General features: G+C 65.4%; 26 protein-coding genes. 19 read left to right on the top strand and 7 right to left on the bottom strand.

What is annotated here, in order from left to right; translation table 11 throughout:
- Positions 1-90 precede the first annotated feature (90 nt).
- From rpsJ to ACYVKR_RS22660, 12 genes are all read left to right on the top strand, one after another.
- On the top strand, positions 91-402 hold the full coding sequence (rpsJ, locus tag ACYVKR_RS22715) for a small ribosomal subunit protein uS10 (RefSeq protein ID WP_460483262.1): 312 nt from the start codon (positions 91-93) through the stop codon (positions 400-402).
- Positions 403-636: 234 nt separating this feature from the next.
- A complete protein-coding gene (gene rplC, locus ACYVKR_RS22710) occupies positions 637-1,308 on the top strand; it encodes a large ribosomal subunit protein uL3 (protein ID WP_460483261.1) in 672 nt (223 codons plus the stop codon).
- Positions 1,308-1,928 (top strand): 50S ribosomal protein L4, encoded by a 621-nt coding sequence (rplD, locus tag ACYVKR_RS22705; protein WP_460483260.1) that lies wholly within the window; start codon positions 1,308-1,310, stop codon positions 1,926-1,928. The genes rplC and rplD overlap by 1 nt, the downstream gene beginning before the upstream one ends.
- Positions 1,925-2,239, top strand: coding sequence for an uL23 family ribosomal protein (gene rplW, locus ACYVKR_RS22700; protein WP_460483259.1), 315 nt, complete (start codon positions 1,925-1,927; stop codon positions 2,237-2,239). The genes rplD and rplW overlap by 4 nt, the downstream gene beginning before the upstream one ends.
- 2 nt (positions 2,240-2,241) lie before the next feature.
- On the top strand, positions 2,242-3,066 hold the full coding sequence (gene rplB, locus ACYVKR_RS22695) for a large ribosomal subunit protein uL2 (protein ID WP_460483258.1): 825 nt from the start codon (positions 2,242-2,244) through the stop codon (positions 3,064-3,066).
- A 10-nt stretch (positions 3,067-3,076) separates the two neighbouring features.
- Positions 3,077-3,355 carry a 30S ribosomal protein S19 gene (rpsS, locus tag ACYVKR_RS22690; RefSeq protein ID WP_460483257.1) on the top strand — a complete coding sequence of 93 codons (279 nt, stop codon included), beginning with the start codon at positions 3,077-3,079 and terminating at the stop codon, positions 3,353-3,355.
- A 10-nt stretch (positions 3,356-3,365) separates the two neighbouring features.
- Complete coding sequence (gene rplV / locus ACYVKR_RS22685) at positions 3,366-3,698, top strand: 50S ribosomal protein L22 (protein WP_313303005.1); 333 nt, start codon at positions 3,366-3,368, stop codon at positions 3,696-3,698.
- A 15-nt stretch (positions 3,699-3,713) separates the two neighbouring features.
- Positions 3,714-4,589, top strand: coding sequence for a small ribosomal subunit protein uS3 (rpsC, locus tag ACYVKR_RS22680; RefSeq protein ID WP_460483256.1), 876 nt, complete (start codon positions 3,714-3,716; stop codon positions 4,587-4,589).
- 2 nt (positions 4,590-4,591) lie between these two features.
- Complete coding sequence (gene rplP / locus ACYVKR_RS22675; protein ID WP_460483255.1) at positions 4,592-5,008, top strand: large ribosomal subunit protein uL16; 417 nt, start codon at positions 4,592-4,594, stop codon at positions 5,006-5,008.
- Between the two features lie 15 nt (positions 5,009-5,023).
- Positions 5,024-5,221, top strand: coding sequence for a 50S ribosomal protein L29 (gene rpmC / locus ACYVKR_RS22670; RefSeq protein ID WP_184711657.1), 198 nt, complete (start codon positions 5,024-5,026; stop codon positions 5,219-5,221).
- 12 nt (positions 5,222-5,233) lie between these two features.
- A complete protein-coding gene (gene rpsQ, locus ACYVKR_RS22665) occupies positions 5,234-5,503 on the top strand; it encodes a 30S ribosomal protein S17 (RefSeq protein ID WP_460483254.1) in 270 nt (89 codons plus the stop codon).
- 130 nt (positions 5,504-5,633) lie between these two features.
- Complete coding sequence (locus tag ACYVKR_RS22660; RefSeq protein WP_460483264.1) at positions 5,634-6,140, top strand: peroxiredoxin; 507 nt, start codon at positions 5,634-5,636, stop codon at positions 6,138-6,140.
- A gap of 151 nt (positions 6,141-6,291) precedes the next feature.
- On the opposite strand, the gene ACYVKR_RS22655 is transcribed toward ACYVKR_RS22660, so the two are convergent.
- Positions 6,292-6,750 (bottom strand): c-type cytochrome, encoded by a 459-nt coding sequence (locus ACYVKR_RS22655; RefSeq protein WP_460483253.1) that lies wholly within the window; start codon positions 6,748-6,750, stop codon positions 6,292-6,294.
- Positions 6,751-6,861: 111 nt separating this feature from the next.
- On the opposite strand from ACYVKR_RS22655, the gene ACYVKR_RS22650 reads away from it, so the two are divergent.
- Positions 6,862-7,530 carry a cytochrome b/b6 domain-containing protein gene (locus ACYVKR_RS22650; RefSeq protein ID WP_460483252.1) on the top strand — a complete coding sequence of 223 codons (669 nt, stop codon included), beginning with the start codon at positions 6,862-6,864 and terminating at the stop codon, positions 7,528-7,530.
- A gap of 51 nt (positions 7,531-7,581) precedes the next feature.
- Here ACYVKR_RS22650 and ACYVKR_RS22645 read toward each other — a convergent pair whose 3' ends face one another.
- Both ACYVKR_RS22645 and ACYVKR_RS22640 read right to left on the bottom strand, forming a co-directional pair.
- A complete protein-coding gene (locus ACYVKR_RS22645) occupies positions 7,582-8,076 on the bottom strand; it encodes a GNAT family N-acetyltransferase (protein WP_460483251.1) in 495 nt (164 codons plus the stop codon).
- Between the two features lie 40 nt (positions 8,077-8,116).
- Positions 8,117-8,629 (bottom strand): TlpA disulfide reductase family protein, encoded by a 513-nt coding sequence (locus tag ACYVKR_RS22640; protein ID WP_460483250.1) that lies wholly within the window; start codon positions 8,627-8,629, stop codon positions 8,117-8,119.
- Positions 8,630-8,709: 80 nt separating this feature from the next.
- Between ACYVKR_RS22640 and ACYVKR_RS22635 the strand changes: the two genes are divergently transcribed.
- The 4 genes from ACYVKR_RS22635 (at position 8,710) to ptsP (ending at position 11,898) form a co-directional block, all read left to right on the top strand.
- Complete coding sequence (locus ACYVKR_RS22635) at positions 8,710-9,258, top strand: hypothetical protein (RefSeq protein WP_460483249.1); 549 nt, start codon at positions 8,710-8,712, stop codon at positions 9,256-9,258.
- A 118-nt stretch (positions 9,259-9,376) separates the two neighbouring features.
- Complete coding sequence (locus ACYVKR_RS22630; protein ID WP_460483248.1) at positions 9,377-9,823, top strand: PTS sugar transporter subunit IIA; 447 nt, start codon at positions 9,377-9,379, stop codon at positions 9,821-9,823.
- Positions 9,792-10,061, top strand: coding sequence for an HPr family phosphocarrier protein (locus ACYVKR_RS22625; protein WP_460483247.1), 270 nt, complete (start codon positions 9,792-9,794; stop codon positions 10,059-10,061). Before ACYVKR_RS22630 ends, ACYVKR_RS22625 begins: the two co-directional genes overlap by 32 nt.
- Positions 10,062-10,140: 79 nt before the next feature.
- A complete protein-coding gene (ptsP, locus tag ACYVKR_RS22620) occupies positions 10,141-11,898 on the top strand; it encodes a phosphoenolpyruvate--protein phosphotransferase (RefSeq protein WP_460483246.1) in 1,758 nt (585 codons plus the stop codon).
- A gap of 97 nt (positions 11,899-11,995) precedes the next feature.
- On the opposite strand, the gene ACYVKR_RS22615 is transcribed toward ptsP, so the two are convergent.
- The 3 genes from ACYVKR_RS22615 to ACYVKR_RS22605 form a co-directional block, all read right to left on the bottom strand.
- Complete coding sequence (locus ACYVKR_RS22615; protein ID WP_460483245.1) at positions 11,996-12,298, bottom strand: DUF3567 domain-containing protein; 303 nt, start codon at positions 12,296-12,298, stop codon at positions 11,996-11,998.
- Positions 12,299-12,455: 157 nt separating this feature from the next.
- On the bottom strand, positions 12,456-13,631 hold the full coding sequence (locus ACYVKR_RS22610; RefSeq protein ID WP_460483244.1) for a DUF3108 domain-containing protein: 1,176 nt from the start codon (positions 13,629-13,631) through the stop codon (positions 12,456-12,458).
- Positions 13,632-13,699: 68 nt separating this feature from the next.
- Positions 13,700-14,491, bottom strand: coding sequence for an IclR family transcriptional regulator (locus ACYVKR_RS22605; protein WP_460483243.1), 792 nt, complete (start codon positions 14,489-14,491; stop codon positions 13,700-13,702).
- A 138-nt stretch (positions 14,492-14,629) separates the two neighbouring features.
- Between ACYVKR_RS22605 and ACYVKR_RS22600 the strand changes: the two genes are divergently transcribed.
- Entirely contained in the window at positions 14,630-15,709 is a 1,080-nt protein-coding gene (locus tag ACYVKR_RS22600; RefSeq protein WP_460483242.1) for a fumarylacetoacetate hydrolase family protein, read from the top strand.
- Between the two features lie 17 nt (positions 15,710-15,726).
- Here the strand turns inward: ACYVKR_RS22600 and ACYVKR_RS22595 are convergent, their stop codons facing one another.
- Positions 15,727-16,200, bottom strand: coding sequence for a MarR family winged helix-turn-helix transcriptional regulator (locus ACYVKR_RS22595; protein WP_460483241.1), 474 nt, complete (start codon positions 16,198-16,200; stop codon positions 15,727-15,729).
- A gap of 142 nt (positions 16,201-16,342) precedes the next feature.
- Here ACYVKR_RS22595 and hmgA point away from each other — a divergent pair, with 142 nt between their 5' ends.
- Complete coding sequence (gene hmgA / locus ACYVKR_RS22590; protein ID WP_460483240.1) at positions 16,343-17,647, top strand: cupin domain-containing protein; 1,305 nt, start codon at positions 16,343-16,345, stop codon at positions 17,645-17,647.
- Positions 17,648-17,662: the final 15 nt, after the last annotated feature.

Here is a 17,662-nt window from a genome sequence, read left to right as displayed (position 1 = left end):
CTTCGCTATCCGCGAAGGCGGCCGCACCGTGGGCGCTGGCGTCGTTGCCAAGATCATTGCGTAATCCGCTGTAAAACCAAGGAATACCCAATGTCCAAGCAAAAGATCCGTATCCGCCTGAAGGCTTTCGATTACAAGCTGATCGACCAGTCTGCCGCCGAAATCGTGGAAACCGCCAAGCGCACCGGCGCGATCGTCAAGGGCCCCGTGCCGCTGCCGACCCGCATGAAGCGCTTCGACATCCTGCGTTCGCCCCACGTGAACAAGGCTTCGCGTGACCAGCTCGAAATCCGCACCCACCAGCGCCTGATGGACATCGTCGACCCGACCGACAAGACCGTTGACGCGCTGATGAAGCTGGACCTGGCTGCCGGCGTGGACGTCGAAATCAAACTGCAATAAGCCTTTTGTGCAACGCCGCAAGGCGTTGCCTCTGGGCACTTTTTAACGCGGACTTGCTGAAAAGCCAAGTCCGCGTTAAAATTTATGGCTTCGCATTCTGAGCAATCGGCTGATTGTTTGGAGTGTGGAGTTTTTATCAACCTTCTTTCGCGTCCGGGGCGTTGCAGTTCGCTGTCGTCCAAGGGCAACACCGAGCCAATTGCAGTTTCGGTGGCGAGAGTTTTGGAGCAACAAATGAGTCAAAGCAACTCCCTCGGGTTGCTGGGCCGCAAAGTGGGCATGATGCGCCTCTTTACGGATGACGGGGATGCAGTTCCTGTCACCGTGGTGGACGTGTCCAACAACCGCGTGACCCAGGTCAAGACCCAAGAGAACGACGGCTACGTGGCCCTGCAGGTCACTTTCGGCAAGCGTCGTGCATCGCGCGTGACCAAGCCTGCTGCCGGCCATCTGGCCAAGGCTGGCGTCGAAGCCGGTGAAATCATCAAGGAATTCCGCGTCCCCGCAGAAACCGCTGGCAAGTATGCCGCCGGTGCTACCCTGCCCGTGACGGAAGTCTTTGCTGTGGGCCAGAAGGTGGACGTGCAGGGCACTTCCATCGGTAAGGGCTTCGCAGGCACCATCAAGCGTCACAACTTCAGCTCGCAGCGTGCATCGCACGGTAACAGCCGCTCGCACAATGTCCCCGGCTCGATCGGTATGGCACAAGACCCCGGTCGCGTGTTCCCCGGCAAGCGCATGACGGGTCACATGGGCGACGCCACGGTGACCACCCAGAATCTCGACGTGATTCGTATCGACGAAGCACGTCAGCTGCTGTTGATCAAGGGCGCGATTCCCGGAGCCAAGGGCGGCTTCGTGACCGTGATCCCCGCTGTCAAGGCAGTTGCCAAAGGAGCGAACTAATGAAGCTCGAACTCCTGAATGATCAAGGCCAAGCTGCATCGAACTTCGATGCACCCGAGACCGTGTTCGGCCGCGACTTCAACGAAGACCTGATTCACCAGATCATCGTTGCCTACCGCGCCAACGGCCGTCAGGGCACCCGTGCCCAGAAGGACCGTGAACAGGTTCGCCACACTACCGCCAAGCCGTTCCGCCAAAAGGGTACGGGCCGCGCTCGCGCTGGTATGTCCTCGTCGCCGCTGTGGCGCGGGGGCGGTCGCATCTTCCCGAACCTGCCTGAAGAAAACTTCACGCAGAAGATCAACAAGAAGATGTACCGCGCCGGTATGGCTGCCATCCTGTCGCAACTCGCCCGCGAAGGCCGCCTGGCCGTCGTCGAGTCGCTGAAGGTGGACTCGCCCAAGACCAAGGTGCTGGCCGACAAGTTCAAGTCCATGAATCTGGACTCGGTGATGGTGATCGCCGACGAAGTGGACGAAAACCTGTACCTGGCATCGCGTAACCTGAAGAACGTGTTCGTGGTGGAGCCGCGCTACGCCGACCCCGTGTCGCTGGTGCATTTCAAGAAAGTGCTCGTCACCAAGGGCGCGATCGACAAACTCAAGGAGATGTTCGCATGAGCACGCTCAAGTTTGACGAAGGTCGTCTGATGCAAGTGTTGGTCGCTCCCATCGTGTCCGAAAAGGCCACGCTGGTTGCCGAGAAGTCCAACGCTGTGACATTCAAGGTGCTGCAGAACGCAACCAAGCCTGAAATCAAGGCCGCCGTGGAACTGATGTTCAAGGTGGAAGTGAAGGCCGTGTCTGTGGTGAACACCAAGGGCAAGACCAAGCGCTTTGGCAAGACCGTGGGCCGCCGCGACAACGTGCGCAAGGCCTATGTGATGCTCAAGCCCGGTCAAGAGCTGAACCTCGAAGGAGGCGCTGCTTAATCATGGCTGTTATCAAACTCAAACCTACCTCCCCTGGCCAGCGCCACGTGGTGAAGGTGACCCGTGGTCACCTGCACAAGGGTGAAGGTTACGCACCCCTGCTGGAATCGCAATTCCAGAAGGCCGGCCGCAACAACAACGGCCACATCACCACCCGTCACAAGGGCGGTGGTCACAAGCACCACTACCGCGTGGTGGACTTCAAGCGCAACAAGGACGGTATCCCCGCGAAGGTTGAGCGCATTGAATACGATCCGAACCGTACGGCCCACATCGCTCTGGTGTGCTATGCCGACGGCGAGCGTCGCTACATCATTGCTCCTCGCAACCTGGAAGTGGGCGCAACCATCGTCAGCGGCTCCGAGGCGCCGATCCGCGTGGGTAACACCCTGCCGATCCGCAACATCCCCGTGGGTTCGACCATCCACTGCATCGAGCTGAACATCGGCGGTGGTGCACAGATCGCTCGTTCCGCTGGTACCTCCGCTACGCTGCTGGCCCGCGAAGGCGTGTACGCCCAGGTGCGTATGCGTTCCGGCGAAGTGCGCAAGATCCACATCGAGTGCCGCGCCACCATTGGTGAAGTCGCCAACGAAGAGCACAGCCTGCGCCAACTGGGCAAGGCCGGTGTGAAGCGCTGGATGGGTATCCGCCCGACCGTTCGCGGCGTGGTGATGAACCCTGTCGATCACCCGCACGGCGGTGGTGAGGGTAAGACTGGTGAAGGCCGTCATCCGGTTGACCCGTGGGGCAACCTGACGAAGGGCTACCGTACCCGTAACAACAAGCGCACGCAGACGATGATCGTTTCGCGTCGCAAGAAGTAAGAGGTAGCAAATGACTCGCTCTCTCAAAAAGGGTCCGTTTGTTGACCAGCACTTGCTGGCAAAGGTCGAAAAGGCCGTCGCCACCAAGGACAAGAAGCCAGTGAAGACCTGGTCGCGTCGCTCCATGGTTCTGCCCGAGTTCATCGGTCTGACCATCGCCGTGCACAACGGCAAGCAGCACGTGCCCGTCTACATTACCGACCAGATGGTGGGCCACAAGCTGGGCGAATTCGCCCTGACGCGCACCTTCAAGGGTCACCCTGCCGACAAAAAAGCCGGTAAGAAATAAGGAGTAGACCATGTCTGAAACACGTGCAGTCCTCCGCGGCGTTCGCCTGTCGGTAGACAAGGGCCGTCTGGTTGCGGATCTGATCCGCGGCAAGAAGGTCGACCAGGCTCTGAACATTCTCGAGTTCACGCAGAAAAAAGCTGCCGTGATCGTGAAGAAGGTTCTCGAGTCCGCCATCGCCAACGCTGAGCACAACGACGGCGCCGATATCGACGAATTGCGTGTCAAAACCATCTACGTCGAACAAGGCACCACGCTCAAGCGTTTCACCGCGCGCGCCAAGGGCCGCGGCAACCGTATCAGCAAGCCTACGTGCCACGTGTACGTGACGGTTGGCAACTGAGGCCAGAGGAAGACTATGGGACAGAAAATCCATCCTACCGGCTTCCGTCTGGCGGTGAGCCGTAACTGGGCAAGCCGCTGGTACGCAAGCAACCGTGACTTCGCCGGCATGCTGGCCGAAGACATCAAGGTGCGCGAGTACCTGAAGGAAAAGCTGAAGAACGCCGCCGTGTCGCGCGTTCTGATCGAGCGTCCTGCCAAGAACGCACGCATCACCATCTTCTCGGCACGTCCGGGCGTGGTGATCGGCAAGAAGGGCGAAGACATCGAGAACCTGAAGAAGGAACTCTCGACCCGTCTGGGCGTGCCGGTTGCAGTGAACATCGAAGAAGTGCGCAAGCCCGAAATCGATGCCCAGCTGATCGCCGACTCGATCACCCAGCAGCTCGAAAAGCGCATCCAGTTCCGCCGTGCGATGAAGCGCGCGATGCAGAACGCCATGCGTCTGGGTGCCCAGGGCATCAAGATCATGTCGTCGGGCCGTCTGAACGGTATCGAAATCGCTCGTACCGAGTGGTACCGCGAAGGCCGTGTGCCGCTGCACACCCTGCGCGCCGACATCGACTACGCCACGTCCGAAGCCAAGACCACCTATGGTGTGATCGGCGTGAAGGTGTGGGTCTACAAGGGCGACACCCTGGGCCGCAACGATCTGCCTGCTGCAGAAACGCCGCGTCCTGAGGAAGAGCGTCGTCCTCGCGGCCCCCGCCGCGATGGCCGTGGCGACCGTGATGGTCGTGGTGGCCCCCGTGGTGGCCGTGATGGCCGCCGTGGTGGCAGTGGCGCACCTGCGGATGGCAGCGACAAGCCTGCCGGCGCTGGCGCCGATTCCGTTAAGCGCGTTCGCAAGACTGACGCGCCCGCTACAGCAGCGGACGGTAAAGGAGAATAAACATGCTGCAACCTGCTCGCCGCAAATATCGCAAGGAGCAAAAGGGCCGCAACACCGGCATCGCAACCCGTGGCAACACGGTTGCGTTCGGTGATTTCGGTCTCAAGTGCACGGACCGCGGCCGCCTGACGGCTCGCCAGATCGAGGCTGCACGTCGTGCAATCTCCCGCCACGTCAAGCGTGGTGGCCGCATCTGGATCCGCGTGTTCCCCGACAAGCCGATCTCGACCAAGCCTGCCGAAGTCCGTATGGGTAACGGTAAGGGCAACCCCGAGTACTACGTGGCTGAAATTCAGCCCGGCAAAGTGGTGTTCGAGATCCTGGGTGTGCCGGAAGAACTGGCCCGCGAAGCGTTCCGCCTGGCTGCCGCCAAGCTGCCGCTGCGCACCACGTTCGTTGCTCGCCAACTTGGCGCTTAATCAGGAGAGATCGATATGACGAAAGCTGCTGAATTGCGCCAAAAGGATGTTGCTGGCCTCGAAGCTGAAATCAAGTCCCTGCAGAAGGCCCACTTCGGCCTGCGCATGCAGAAGGCTACGCAACAGCTGGGTAACACGGCAACGCTCAAGGCTACCCGCCGCGACGTGGCCCGTGCCAAGACCATTCTTGCTGAAAAGCAAGCCGCCAAGTAATAAGGAGCCGACATGACGGAAGAGAAAAAGTCCCTCAAGCGCACCTTGATTGGCAAGGTGGTCAGCGACAAGCGTGCCAAGACGGTGACGGTGCTCGTCGAGCGCCGTGTGAAGCACCCGATCTACGGCAAGATCGTGATCAAGTCCAGCAAGTACCACGCTCACGACGAGCAAGGTGAGTACAAGCTGGGCGACACGGTGGAAATCACCGAGAGCCGTCCGCTCTCGAAGACCAAGAACTGGGTTGTGACCAACCTGGTGCAAAAGGCTGCCCTGGTCTAAGCCTATTCAGGCTGTTGCCACTGCAACCCCAAAAACGACCCACAATGCGTGGGTCGTTTTTTTATGGCCGTTTGCCGCAGGGCACGACGGCCGCCATCCGCCCTCGTGGCACTGAAACAAGGAGAACATGATGATCAAAGTTGGTGACGCACTGCCCGCGGCAAGCCTGAGCGAATTCGTAGCCGTCGAAGGCAACGGCTGCAGCCTGGGCCCGAACGCCTTCGACGTGGCCAAGGAAGCCGCCGGCAAGACCGTGGCCGTGTTCGCCGTGCCCGGCGCCTTCACGCCCACCTGCTCGGCCAAGCACCTGCCCGGCTTCGTCGAGAAGGCCGCCGAGTTCAAGGCCGCTGGCGTGGACGAGATCTGGTGCCTGTCGGTGAACGACGCCTTCGTGATGGGCGCCTGGGGCCAGGACCAGAAGACCGAAGGCAAGGTGCGCATGATCGGCGACGGCGACGCCGTGTTCGCCAAGGCCACCGGCCTGACGCTGGACCTGAACGGCAAGGGCCTGGGCCTGCGCAGCAACCGCTACTCCATGCTGGTCAAGGACGGCAAGGTGGTGCAGCTGAACGTCGAAGGCCCCGGCAAGTTCGAGGTCAGCGACGCCGACACGCTGCTGAAGCAAGCCAAGGCCTGATCCTCTCTCTCGCCTTCAGCAAAAAGGGCCCGCAGATCTGCGGGCCCTTTTTCATTTCAAAAATAATAGCTGTTGGCGCTTGCTATATGGCGTTTCTCAATACATTTGTATTTGGATTGCCTATGCAGCAAGCGCGAGCAGCTCTCTTTTTTTATTTGTTGCGGAAGCTGTCGTGGCAGCTCTTGCAGCTCGATGCCGCGGGGCCAAAGGCGGCCTTGAGGTTGTCCAGGTTGTTGGTCTTGGCGGCGGCGGCCAGCTTCACGGTCTCGGCCTGCATCTTCTCGGCCAGGTCCTTGAACTTGGCCTGCTCCTTCCAGATCTCGGGCTTGGCCTTGCCGCCCTCGTGCGCGGCCTCGAAGCCGGCCCAGGGCAGCTTGGCCATGTCGGCGACGATCTCCGCGTTGGCCTCGGCAGCCTTGCCATCAAACGGGATCTTGCCGTTGGCCATCGCGCCCAGGCGGCCGAAGTGCTGGCCCATGACGAACAGCGCCGACTGGCGGTACTTCACGGCGTCTTCGGCCTTGGCGAACTGCGCAGAGGCGGGGGCGGCGAAGCCGGCCAGGGCGGTTGCCAGCGCGAGGCTGGTCCAGAGCGCTTTTTTCGGGGTCATGCAAAATCCTTCGTCGTGGGCTGTATGGAGTTTTCGGCCAGGACGGCGGCCCTGGCGCACAATGCAGGGCATTGCGCATTGGCTTTGTAACATATCCAGGTGGGGACACCTATGACGACTTCTTATCGTGTTCGCGTATGGGATCTGCCGACCCGGCTGTTCCACTGGGCCCTGGTGCTGTGCTTCCTGGGCTCGTTCATCAGCGGCCAGATCGGCGGCAATGCCATGGTCTGGCACTTCCGCAGCGGCTATACGATCGCGGCGCTGCTGCTGTTCCGCTTTGTCTGGGGCCTGGTGGGCGGCTACTGGTCGCGTTTCGGGCAGTTTGCGCTCGGGCCAGGCAAGGTGCTGGCCTATATGCGGGGGCGTGGCGAGAACCTGCACGACGTGGGCCACAGCCCCATGGGCGCCTGGGCGGTGGTGGCGATGCTGCTGCTGCTGGGCCTGCAGGTGGCGTCGGGGCTGATGAGCGACGACGAGATCGCCTTTGCCGGGCCGCTGACGCGCTTCGTGTCCGGCGAGGTTGTGGGCCAGGCCACCAGCTACCACAAGGCCATAGGGCAGTACCTGCTGCTGGGCATGATCGCGCTGCACCTGCTGGCCATCGTGTTCTACATCATCCGGCTGCGCAAGACCGTGCTGCGCCCCATGTTCCACGGGCACAAGGAACTGGCCCAGCACGTGGAGCACTCCACTGACACGGCAGTGACCCGCCTGCTCGCGCTGCTGGTGCTGGGCGCCTGCGCTGGCTTTGTGTGGTGGGTATCCAGCCTGGGTTAGCTATTGAAAATGGAGCTGCTAGCGCTGATGGATAAAGCGCTGGCGGCCGATTTATATCTTGACGTCGGCCTTCAGGTAGTGGGTGCCGACGATGGGGTTGTGATAATAGGGCGGGATCTCCTCGAAGCCCGCGTCGGCGTAGAGGGCGCGCGCCGATTCCATCGAGTCCAGCGTGTCCAGCAGCATGCAGTCGTAGCCCAGGCGGGCGGCCGCGCCCATCGTGGCATCCACCAGCAGGCGGCCGAGCCCGAAGCCGCGGAAGGCCTTGCGCACGTACAGGCGCTTCATCTCGCAGGCATTGGCATAGTCCACGTCGTCGATGGGGCGCAGCGCGCAGCAGCCGGCCACCGAGCCATCGACGATGGCCAGGAACAGCTCGCCGCGCGGCGGCGCATAGTCGCCGGGCAGGCCGGCCAGTTCTTCGCCAAAGCCCTGAAAGTCCAGGTCGATCTGCAGGCTGTCGGCGTATTCCTGGAAGATCTCGCGCGTCAGTACGAGCTGTTCGGCGGTGGTCGGGGTGATGAGCGTGACCGCGGGCGTGTCCACTGTTCCGTTGGCAGAGTTGATCTGGAGCCGAGTGTAGCGCTCAGGCCTCGGCGAGCAGTTTTTCGATCAGCCGGTGCAGCTCGTCGAAGTTGGGCGCGCCGATGTAGCTCTTCACGATCTGGCCGCGCTTGTTGACGATGTAGGTCGTGGGGGTGAGCTGCACGTCGCCCCAGGCCTTGGCCACGCTGCCGGTGTTGTCGATCGCCACCTTGAACGGCAGCTTGCGGGTCTCGGCGTAGTTCACCACGTAGCTGGGCGGGTCGTAGCTCATGGCCACGGCCATGGTGTCGAAGCCCTTGGACTGGTACTTGTTGTAGGTGGCGATGATCTCGGGCATCTCCGCCACGCAGGTGGTGCAGCTGGTGGCCCAGAAGTTCACCAGCGTGACCTTGCCCTGCATGTCGGCCGTGGTCTTGGACGAGCCGTCCAGCAGCACGAAGGTGCTTTGCGGCGCCGGCGACTGGCCTGTGCCCAGGTAGACATAGGCGCCCACGCCCAGCGCGGCCGCGACGGCCACGCCTGCCAGGAGGGATTTTGCGGTTTTGGATGCCATGGCGGGTATTGGTGAGGGAGTCCAGTGTAGCTAGAGTCGCCGACCCGGGAGAAGTTCAAGGGTATGGCGATAATCGGCCGATGTTCCGTTCTCTCTCGCATGCGGCCGGTGTGGCCGCCGCCGGGCTCGCGCTGGTCGCCTGCAGCCCCAGCCTCAACTGGCGCAGCATGCCGCTCGATGGCGCGCCGGTCACCGCCACCTTTCCCTGCAAGCCCGACCACGCCGTGCGCAGCGTGGACTGGGGCCAGGGCCCGGTCAGCCTGGCCATGGCCGGCTGCGAGGCGGACGGCGCGACCTTTGCCGTCTCGCACATGCCCGTGGCGCAGCCGGCCCAGGCCTCCGCGGTGCTGCAGCGCTGGCAGGAGGCGCTGCAAAAGCAATTGCACCTCGAGGGCACGCCGCCCGCGGGCACGGCTTTCGCCGTGCCGGGCGTGATGGGCCTGCCGCAGTCGCAGCGCGTGCAGTGGCAGGGCCGTGACGACAGAGGCCAGCCGGTGTCGGTGGACGCGGTCTGGTTTGCGCGGCTCGAAGGCCCGCAGGCGCGGGTCTACCACGCGGTGGTGCTGTCGCCGCGCCCGGTGGGGCAGGCCGCGCGCGACACCTTCCTGCAGGGCATGGTCATGCAGTAGCCGGCCGGGGCGAAAACGTGAACATGTTTCAAGGTGACAGCCTAGTGGTTTTCGTCTATGTTGCAGTGCCGCATAAACGCTACACTTGGTCGGTAGCTATCCCGTTCGACCAGCCTCCATGAACAACCGGATTTTCCTGATCGCCCACGCTCCGCTGGCACATGCCCTGCGCGAGTGCGCGCGGCATGTGTTCCCGGACTGCGCGGCGCAGGTGCTGACGCTGGACGTCGTGGCCGATGCCGATCCGGCGGCCAGCCTCGCCGAGGCCCGTGCGCTGCTGGCCGAGGCGGGAGATGCGCCGGTGCTGCTGCTCACCGACGTGTTCGGCGCCACGCCGCACAATGTGGCGCAGGAGCTGGCCAAGCGGCCGGATACGCGGCTGGTCACGGGCGTGAACCTCCCGATGCTGCTGCGCAGCATCTGCTACGGGCAGGAGCCGCTGGAGGCCCTGGCCGCCCGCGCCGTGGCCGGCGGCACCCAGGGCATTCTGCAGGTGACCTCCGCCACTCCCCAAAACCAGAACACAAGGCACCATGATCCAGACCAACGTGACCATCAGCAATAAGCTGGGACTGCATGCCCGCGCCTCTGCCAAGCTGACCAAGCTGGCCGGCAGCTTCCCCTGCGACGTGTGGATCTCCCGGGGCGAGCGCCGCGTCAACGCCAAGAGCATCATGGGCGTCATGATGCTGGCCGCCGGCATGGGCACCGAGGTGGTGGTGGAGACCGATGGCGAGCAGGAGCAGGCCGCCATGGACGGGTTGCTGGCCTTGATCAATGACAAGTTCGGCGAAGGTGAATAGCGCGCACGGCGGGCGCTGATCCGCTACAGTAGCGAGGCCGCCCGTGTGCGGCCTTTGTTGTGCATCGCAGGATACCGTTATGACCTTTGCCATCCATGGACTCGCCGTTGCGCGGGGCATCGCCATTGGGCGTGCCGTGCTGGCGGCATCGAGTCATCTGGAGGTGGTGCACTACTTCATCGAGCCCGACCAGGTGGCGCTGGAGATGGAGCGGGTGCGCACCGGGCGCATGGCCGTCATCGAGGAGTTGCAGCGCCTGCGCGGCGGCATGGGCGCGGATTCGCCGCACGAGCTGGCGCCGCTCCTCGATGTGCACCTGATGCTGGTGCAGGACGACATGCTCAGCAGCGGCGTGCGCCACTGGATCTCCGAACGCCTCTACAACGCCGAATGGGCGCTGACCGCCCAGCTCGAGGTGCTGTGCCACCAGTTCGACGAGATGGAGGACGAGTACCTGCGCGAGCGCAAGAACGACCTGCAGCAGGTGGTGGAGCGCATCCTGCGCCACATGCGCGGCGTGGCCAGCCCGGTGACGGCGCCGGCGCCATCCCCCGGCAAGGCGCAGCAGGACTGGGTGGGCGACGAGCGCGAGGCACCGATGGTGCTGATCGCCCACGACCTGTCGCCGGCCGACATGCTGCAGTTCAAGCAAAGCGTGTTCGCCGGCTTCGTTACGGCGGTGGGCGGCAAGACCTCGCACACCGCGATCGTGGCGCGCAGCATGGACATTCCCGCCGTGGTGGGCGCGCGCAGCGCCAGCCAGCTGGTGCGGCCCGACGATCTGGTCATCATCGACGGCGACGCGGGCGAGGTGATCGTCAATCCCTCGCCCATCATGCTGGAGGAATACCGCTTCCGGCAGCGCCAGCTCAAGCTCGAGCGCGAGCGCCTCTCGCGGCTGCGCGACACGCCGGCGCTCACGCTCGACGGCGAGCGCATCGAGCTGCTGGCCAACATCGAGCAGCCCGGCGACATTCCCGCTGCGGTGCGCGCCGGCGCGGTGGGCGTGGGGCTGTTCCGTACCGAGTTCCTGTTCATGGGGCGTGGCGGCAGGATACCGGGCGAAGACGAGCAGTACGCCGCCTATGCCGAGGTGGTGCAGGGCATGCAGGGCATGCCGGTGACCCTGCGCACCGTCGATGTCGGCGCCGACAAGCCGCTCGACAAGACCAAGGAAACCACGCTCAACCCGGCGCTCGGCCTGCGCGCCATCCGCTGGAGCCTGTCCGACCCGCAGATGTTCCGCGCCCAGCTGCGCGCCATGCTGCGCGCGGCGGCCCACGGGCCGGTACTGATCCTGTTCCCCATGGTGGCGCACCTGAGCGAGATCCGCCAGATCCTGGCCCAGGTGGAACTGGCATCGCAGGAACTGCGCGACCGCGGCGTGGTCCAGGGCACCGTCAAGCTGGGGGCGATGATCGAGGTGCCGGCCGCGGCCATCATGGTGCGCAGCTTCCTGCAGTATTTCGACTTCCTGTCGATCGGCACCAACGACCTGATCCAGTACACGCTGGCCATCGACCGCGCCGACGAGGCCGTGGCCGACTGGTACGACCCGCTGCACCCGGCGGTGCTGCGCCTGATTGCCGATGTGATCGCCGCCTGCAACGAGGCCGGCAAGAAGATCAGCATCTGCGGCGAGATGGCCGGCGATCCGGCGATGACCAACCTGCTGCTGGGCCTGGGCCTGCGCAGCTTCTCGATGCAGCCCGCGGGCATCCTGCCGATCAAGCAGCACATGCTGCAGGCCAACACGCAGCCGCTGGTAACCTGGGCCCAGCGGGTACTGCAGGCCGAGGACCCACAGGCCTGCATGGACGAGCATGCGCCAGGCTGACTGCGCGGGTCGGGTGAAATAATCGCTATAAAAAAATGAGCTTCTCGCGCAGATACGGCCTGCGCTGGAAGCTCATTTGGCTTGGATTCGTGCGCGCTCAGTGCATGATCACGGGTTGCTGGGCCAGGCCGGTGTAGCGGTCCAGGGCGGCTTCCACCTCTTCTTCGGTGGGGGCGTTGGCCTGCCAGGCCTGCAGCTGCTGCTGGAATATCTCGGCCCATACGCCGTCCAGGTACAGCTCCTTGCCGCTGCGCTTGTCCACGATCTCGAATCCCTGGCGCAACAGCGTGCGAACGGGCTCCGTCACGGGCGGCTGGATGGTGGCGCCGTCTGCAGACAAGGGGACTTCGGGCATGAGGTGCAGCACCGCGAAAGAATCCGAGTCGTAAATCATTTGCATGGCAAACCTCCTTTGCTTCGCAGGTGGTGGCGCCGCCTGGGTTTGCAAGAAGCGCCACAAGCTCTTTGTAGCAGCTTTTGCAGCCGGTTTTTCCCAAATTGGCGGGCTTTCCTGTTCTTAACGCGCCAGCGCGCCAAAAAACCGACAGATTCCGCCCTCAAGGCAGTTTGTTGACGGATTGCAGCGACAGGTCGGCGAAATCGCCATCCGGCTGCGACAGATGGATGCGCACCGGCAGGTAGTGCAGGTCGGGCGCCAGCCAGAGCTGGGCCTTCTGGTCGTCGCCCGGCTGCGGCTGGCGCGTGAGCCGGATGGTCTCGCGCCGGCCCGCGGGCAAGTCCAGCGTTTCGGGGCCGTCCACCACCAGGGTCCAGACCGATGCGCGGCTGGCGCTCACAGTGTTGATGCTGATGGCCGTGCCGGGCGGGTAGCGCTCGGGCGCCGCCGCGAACATGGCGGCGAGCTGGATGAAGATGGACAGCCGGTCCTGCACGCCCGGCGTGACCACGCTGTCGGGGTTGCCGTTGCTGAAGGCCACGCGGCCCGGCCCGGCATCGAACTGCGCCACGCGCTCGCGGCGTGCCTGGTCGCCGAAGCGCTGCGGCACCAGGCCGTTGAGATCGATGCGGCCGGTGCTGGTCTGCGCGCGCGAGCCGATCAGGAAGGCCGACACCTCCTGGCGCGCCTGGTACTGCTTGCCGTCGGTCTTCCACTGCAGCGAGGCGCTGGCCGAATAGTTGAAGCGCTTGGCCGAGCCCTTGGCATCGAATTTCAGCTCCAGGGGCGGCGGCACCTGGGCGGCGGGCAGGGCGCCGGTGTAGCCGGCGCTGCCGATGCCTATCGGAGCGGCGTCGCCGGGGGATTCGGCTGCGGGTGGCGCCGGGGGCGGGGCGGGTGCCTCCGTGGCAGCGCTATCGGGCTCAGGCGCGGGCGCGCTGCCCTGCGGCGGTGCGGCGGCATCGCCGGGCGCATCCGCGCCGCCGAGCAGGTCGTCCAGGCTGGCGCCAGGCGGCTCCTTGCGGATGGCCGGGCCGATGGTGGCGGCGGATGCCGGTGCGGGGCTGGCCGTGGCCGGCGGCGGCTCGGTGGGCGGTGGCGCCTGGGGCGGGCGCGGTGGCTTGGGCCGTGGAGTGGGCGCCGGCCGGGGCACGGGTGCCGTGGCGGGTGCCGGCGCAGGCGCCGGAGGATTGATGCTGCGGGTGCTGAAGCGCAGGTCCTCAGGCGCAGGGGCTGCCCGCGGCCGCATCCAGGCCGGCAGGTCCGGCGACAGCAGCGCGATCGCATGCGCCGCCAGCACGGCGGCCGTCAGCGGGTACAGCAAGCGGGAGCGCATGGGGGAAAGTGTAGGCAGGGCCGATAAAGCCGGGGTAATGCTGGGATAAAGCCGGGGTACCGCCGAATTCAGCGCTGCGCCCGGCCGTCGAAGCCCACGTCATGCGACAGCTGCGCCGCCACGGCCTGCAGGGCCCGGTCCACGGCGCCGCCCCAGTGCGGATCGAAGCTGGCGATCGTGCCCAGCGTGGTGATGGCCAGCGCCACATGGCCGCGGGCATCGAACACCGGTGCGCAGAAGGCCACCACGCTGGGCAGCAGGGTGTCGGCCACGCGGGCCGAGCCGCGTTCGCGCACCTCGGCGAACAGCGCCTCGGCGGCCTCGGGCGTCTGCGGCAGGTCGCCGCGCTGGTTGCTGCGGGCCAGTTCCAGCTCCGACTGCAGCAGCGGGGCCGTGCGCCCGGCCGGCAGCCAGGCGCCGAAGCAGCGCCCGGTGGCGGACGACAGCAGCGGCATCACATCGCCCAGGCGCAGGTGGCCGGTGGTGCCCTGCGGCGGCTCCTCCCAATGCACGATGGTGGCGCCGCGGTTGCCCCACACGGCCAGCGCGACCGTGTGGTTCAGCTGCGCCAGCATCTCGGGCAGGCGTTCGCGCGCCAGCCGTACCGGGTCGCTGCGGCGCAGCGCGGCCAGGCCCAGCTGCAGCGCCATCGGGCCCAGGTCGTAGCGGGCGGTGGCGGCGTCCTGCACCACGAGGCCGCTGCGCTGGTAGCTCACCAGGTAGCGGTGGGCCTTGGCGGCCGGCATGTGCGCGGCTGCGGCCAGGTCCTTGAGCATCAAGGGCCCCGGCGCGTCGGCGAGCGCCTGCAGCAGGGCAAAGCCCACTTCCACCGATTGAATGCCCGTGCGTTCCTTGTCCATCGCTTGATTTTCCGGTATTATCGATTTCGTTTAGGTAAATTGATTTCTTATAGTTTAATCTCAACCGGGCGATGCGGTGCCGACAGCCACCGCGTTCTGGCACGATAAGGGCTTGTGTTCCAACGAAAGCAATGCGCCATGAAGCTTGCAACCTATAAAGACGGCTCCCGCGACGGGCAACTGATCGTTGTCTCGCGGGATCTGCGCACCGCCCACTACGCCACCGGCATCGCCCACCGCCTGCAGCAGGTGCTGGACGACTGGGGCTTTCTCGCCCCGCAGCTGCAGGACGTGTACGACGCGCTGAACGCCGGCCGCGCCCGCCACGTCTTCGACTTCAACCCCGAGCAGTGCATGGCGCCGCTGCCGCGCGCCTACCAGTGGCTGAACGGCACCGCCTACCCCAGCCATGCCGAGCTGACGCAGCGCGCGCTGGGCCTGGAGCCCGTGGCGCCCGGCCTCTCGCCCGCCATGTACCAGGGCAGCGGCGACGACTTCCTGGGGCCTTGCGACGATGTCGCGGTGCTGAGCGATGCCATGGGCGTGGACTTCGGCGCCGGCCTCGCGGTGGTGACGGCCGACGTGCGGCTGGGCACCAGCCCCGAGGACGCGCTGGACGCCGTGCGCCTGCTGACCGTGGTGGACTGCATCAGCCTGCGCCAGCTGGCCCCGGCCGAGCTGGACAAGCGCTGCGGCTGGGTGCAGAGCAAGCCCGCCACGGCTTTCGCGCCGGTGGCCGTCACGCTGGACGAAGTGGGCGAGGCCTGGCGCCATGGGCGCGTGCATCTCACGCTGCAGACCTCGTGGAATGGCCGCAAGGTCGGCATGTGCGATGCCGGCGCCGACATGGGCTTCCACTTTGGCCAATTGATCGCCCACGCGGCCGCCACGCGCCATCTGCGCGCCGGCACGGTGGTCGGCTGTGGCACGGTGGCCAATGCGGTGGTGGACAAGAAGGGCAACCTGGACTGGCCCAAGGGCTATGGCTGCATCGCCGACAAGCGCGGCATGGAGATCCTGCAGAACGGCGAGGCCAAGACGGACTACCTGCAGCTGGGCGACAGCGTGCGCATCGACATGAAGGGCAAGGACGGCGCCAGCCTGTGCGGTGCCATCGACCACAACCTCGTCAGCGTGCAGGAAGTGCGCACGCGGCGCACCCGGGTGGCGGCCGCGGCAGCAGCGGCAGAGCCGGCAGCCGAAGCGGAGCCGGTGTGATGCAAAGGCGGGCGCTGTTAGGCCGGAGTCGCCGACGCGCAGTTGCGCGCGTGCTCCAGCAGCCGGTCCAGCATCTGGCTGAACAGTGCCTGCTCTTCGGCGTTCAGCGCCGACACCATCTCGCGGTTGCGCCGCTCGATCACGGCCATCAGCCGCAGCCACAGGTCGCGGCCGGTGGGCGTCAGCGTCAGCACCACGCTGCGGCCGTCGACATCGCTGGTCTGCTTGAGCACCAGCGCGCGCTCGACCAGCGACTGTGTGGAGCGGCTGGCCTGGGCCTTGTTCAGGTTGGTGTACATGGCCAGGTCGTTGACGGACAGCGGGTAGAAGGCGCCGATGGCGGCCAGACATCGGCCTTCGCTGATGGGGATGCCCACCTCGTGCTCGTAGGCCCATTGGCTCACCCGGTCGGTGACCTTGGCCAGCGCATGCAGGCGATGCGTGAACGTGCGATCCAGCACGGGCGCGGCGGAGGGGGTTGTCGTGTTCATTGGAGTTCCCCGCAATGTCAACGAACACCAATATGCCACGGACCACGCCCGCATGGATCGAGATTTCTCCCGCCACCCCCGCAAAGGCGGGGTGCTTGCGGGAAAGCACTTAGGACCGAGAACCTCTGAGGAGATGAGCACCATGACCACCACTTCCGCCGCCCGGTCGTACCTGACCGGCTTTGCCAATGAATGGGCCACCGAGGCCATCGCGGGCGCGCTGCCCGTGGGACGCAATTCGCCCCAGGTCGCGCCGCTGGGCCTGTATGCCGAGCAGCTGTCGGGCACGGCCTTCACCGCGCCGCGCCACAGCAACCGCCGCTCGTGGCTGTACCGCATCCGCCCCGGCGCGATGCACGAGCCCTTCGGGCCGCTGGAGCTGCCGCGCTGGAAGAGCCACGTGACCGGCGGCTTCGACGAAGTGCCCACGCCGCCCAACCAGCTGCGCTGGGACCCGCTGCCGCTGCCCGCCGAGCCGGTGGACTTCATCGAAGGCATGGTCAGCATGGCAGGCAATGCCAGCTGCGGCATCCACCTGTATGCGGCCAACCGCAGCATGCAGGGGCGCTACTTCTACAACGCCGACGGCGAGCTGCTGATCGTGCCGCAGCAGGGCCGGCTCACCATCGCCACCGAGCTCGGCACGCTGGACGTGGAGCCGCAGGAAATCGCCGTGGTGCCGCGCGGCGTGCGCTTCGCGGTGCAACTGCCCGATGGCGAGGCGCGCGGCTACGTGTGCGAGAACTACGGCGAGCTGCTCAAGCTGCCCGACCTGGGCGTGATCGGCTCCAACGGCCTGGCCAACCCGCGCGACTTCCAGACGCCGGTGGCCGCCTACGAGGACGTCGAGGGCGACTTCGAGCTGGTGGCCAAGCTGCGCGGCCATTTCTGGACCGCCCGCATCGGCCATTCGCCGCTCGACGTGGTGGCCTGGCATGGCAACTACGCGCCGTACAAGTACGACCTGCGCCGCTTCAACACCATCGGCTCCATCAGCTACGACCATCCCGATCCGTCGATCTTCCTTGTGCTGCAGTCGCCCAGCGCGCTGCCGGGCGTGGACACGCTGGACTTCGTGATCTTCCCGCCGCGCGTGCTGGCCATGCAGGACACCTTCCGTCCGCCATGGTTCCACCGCAACTTCGCCAGCGAGTTCATGGGCCTGATCCATGGCGCCTACGACGCCAAGGCCGAGGGCTTCGTGCCCGGAGGCGCCTCGCTGCACAACTGCATGAGCGGCCATGGCCCCGACGCCGACACCTTCGCCAAGGCCAGCGCCGCCGACACCACCAAGCCGCACTACGTCACCGACACCATGGCCTTCATGTTCGAGACGCCCGAGGTCATCCAGCCCACGCGCCATGCGCTGGAGACCGTGCAGCTGCAGCACGAGTACTATCGCTGCTGGCAAGGCCTGAAGAAGCATTTCAACCCCGGCGGCCAGTGATGGTGCGCGGTTATC

The sequence above is a fragment of the Comamonas humi genome (assembly GCF_054782535.1).
This window is presented reverse-complemented; position numbering and strand designations above follow the sequence as displayed.

Excerpts from the sequence above, each read along its gene's own strand:
- rplW (WP_460483259.1), top strand. The coding sequence starts at position 1,925 with ATGAGCACGCTCAAGTTTGACGAAGGTCGTCTGATGCAAGTGTTGGTC.
- rpsC (WP_460483256.1), top strand. The coding sequence starts at position 3,714 with ATGGGACAGAAAATCCATCCTACCGGCTTCCGTCTGGCGGTGAGCCGT.
- ACYVKR_RS22625 (WP_460483247.1), top strand. The coding sequence starts at position 9,792 with ATGATCCAGACCAACGTGACCATCAGCAATAAGCTGGGACTGCATGCC.
- ACYVKR_RS22595 (WP_460483241.1), bottom strand. The coding sequence starts at position 16,200 with ATGAACACGACAACCCCCTCCGCCGCGCCCGTGCTGGATCGCACGTTC.
- ptsP (WP_460483246.1), top strand. The coding sequence starts at position 10,141 with ATGACCTTTGCCATCCATGGACTCGCCGTTGCGCGGGGCATCGCCATT.
- rplB (WP_460483258.1), top strand. The coding sequence starts at position 2,242 with ATGGCTGTTATCAAACTCAAACCTACCTCCCCTGGCCAGCGCCACGTG.
- ACYVKR_RS22615 (WP_460483245.1), bottom strand. The coding sequence starts at position 12,298 with ATGCAAATGATTTACGACTCGGATTCTTTCGCGGTGCTGCACCTCATG.
- ACYVKR_RS22610 (WP_460483244.1), bottom strand. The coding sequence starts at position 13,631 with ATGCGCTCCCGCTTGCTGTACCCGCTGACGGCCGCCGTGCTGGCGGCG.
- ACYVKR_RS22605 (WP_460483243.1), bottom strand. The coding sequence starts at position 14,491 with ATGGACAAGGAACGCACGGGCATTCAATCGGTGGAAGTGGGCTTTGCC.
- rpsQ (WP_460483254.1), top strand. The coding sequence starts at position 5,234 with ATGACGGAAGAGAAAAAGTCCCTCAAGCGCACCTTGATTGGCAAGGTG.
- rpsS (WP_460483257.1), top strand. The coding sequence starts at position 3,077 with ATGACTCGCTCTCTCAAAAAGGGTCCGTTTGTTGACCAGCACTTGCTG.
- rplV (WP_313303005.1), top strand. The coding sequence starts at position 3,366 with ATGTCTGAAACACGTGCAGTCCTCCGCGGCGTTCGCCTGTCGGTAGAC.
- ACYVKR_RS22635 (WP_460483249.1), top strand. The coding sequence starts at position 8,710 with ATGTTCCGTTCTCTCTCGCATGCGGCCGGTGTGGCCGCCGCCGGGCTC.
- ACYVKR_RS22600 (WP_460483242.1), top strand. The coding sequence starts at position 14,630 with ATGAAGCTTGCAACCTATAAAGACGGCTCCCGCGACGGGCAACTGATC.
- ACYVKR_RS22660 (WP_460483264.1), top strand. The coding sequence starts at position 5,634 with ATGATCAAAGTTGGTGACGCACTGCCCGCGGCAAGCCTGAGCGAATTC.
- ACYVKR_RS22655 (WP_460483253.1), bottom strand. The coding sequence starts at position 6,750 with ATGACCCCGAAAAAAGCGCTCTGGACCAGCCTCGCGCTGGCAACCGCC.
- ACYVKR_RS22630 (WP_460483248.1), top strand. The coding sequence starts at position 9,377 with ATGAACAACCGGATTTTCCTGATCGCCCACGCTCCGCTGGCACATGCC.
- rpmC (WP_184711657.1), top strand. The coding sequence starts at position 5,024 with ATGACGAAAGCTGCTGAATTGCGCCAAAAGGATGTTGCTGGCCTCGAA.
- hmgA (WP_460483240.1), top strand. The coding sequence starts at position 16,343 with ATGACCACCACTTCCGCCGCCCGGTCGTACCTGACCGGCTTTGCCAAT.
- rpsJ (WP_460483262.1), top strand. The coding sequence starts at position 91 with ATGTCCAAGCAAAAGATCCGTATCCGCCTGAAGGCTTTCGATTACAAG.
- rplD (WP_460483260.1), top strand. The coding sequence starts at position 1,308 with ATGAAGCTCGAACTCCTGAATGATCAAGGCCAAGCTGCATCGAACTTC.
- rplC (WP_460483261.1), top strand. The coding sequence starts at position 637 with ATGAGTCAAAGCAACTCCCTCGGGTTGCTGGGCCGCAAAGTGGGCATG.
- rplP (WP_460483255.1), top strand. The coding sequence starts at position 4,592 with ATGCTGCAACCTGCTCGCCGCAAATATCGCAAGGAGCAAAAGGGCCGC.
- ACYVKR_RS22640 (WP_460483250.1), bottom strand. The coding sequence starts at position 8,629 with ATGGCATCCAAAACCGCAAAATCCCTCCTGGCAGGCGTGGCCGTCGCG.
- ACYVKR_RS22650 (WP_460483252.1), top strand. The coding sequence starts at position 6,862 with ATGACGACTTCTTATCGTGTTCGCGTATGGGATCTGCCGACCCGGCTG.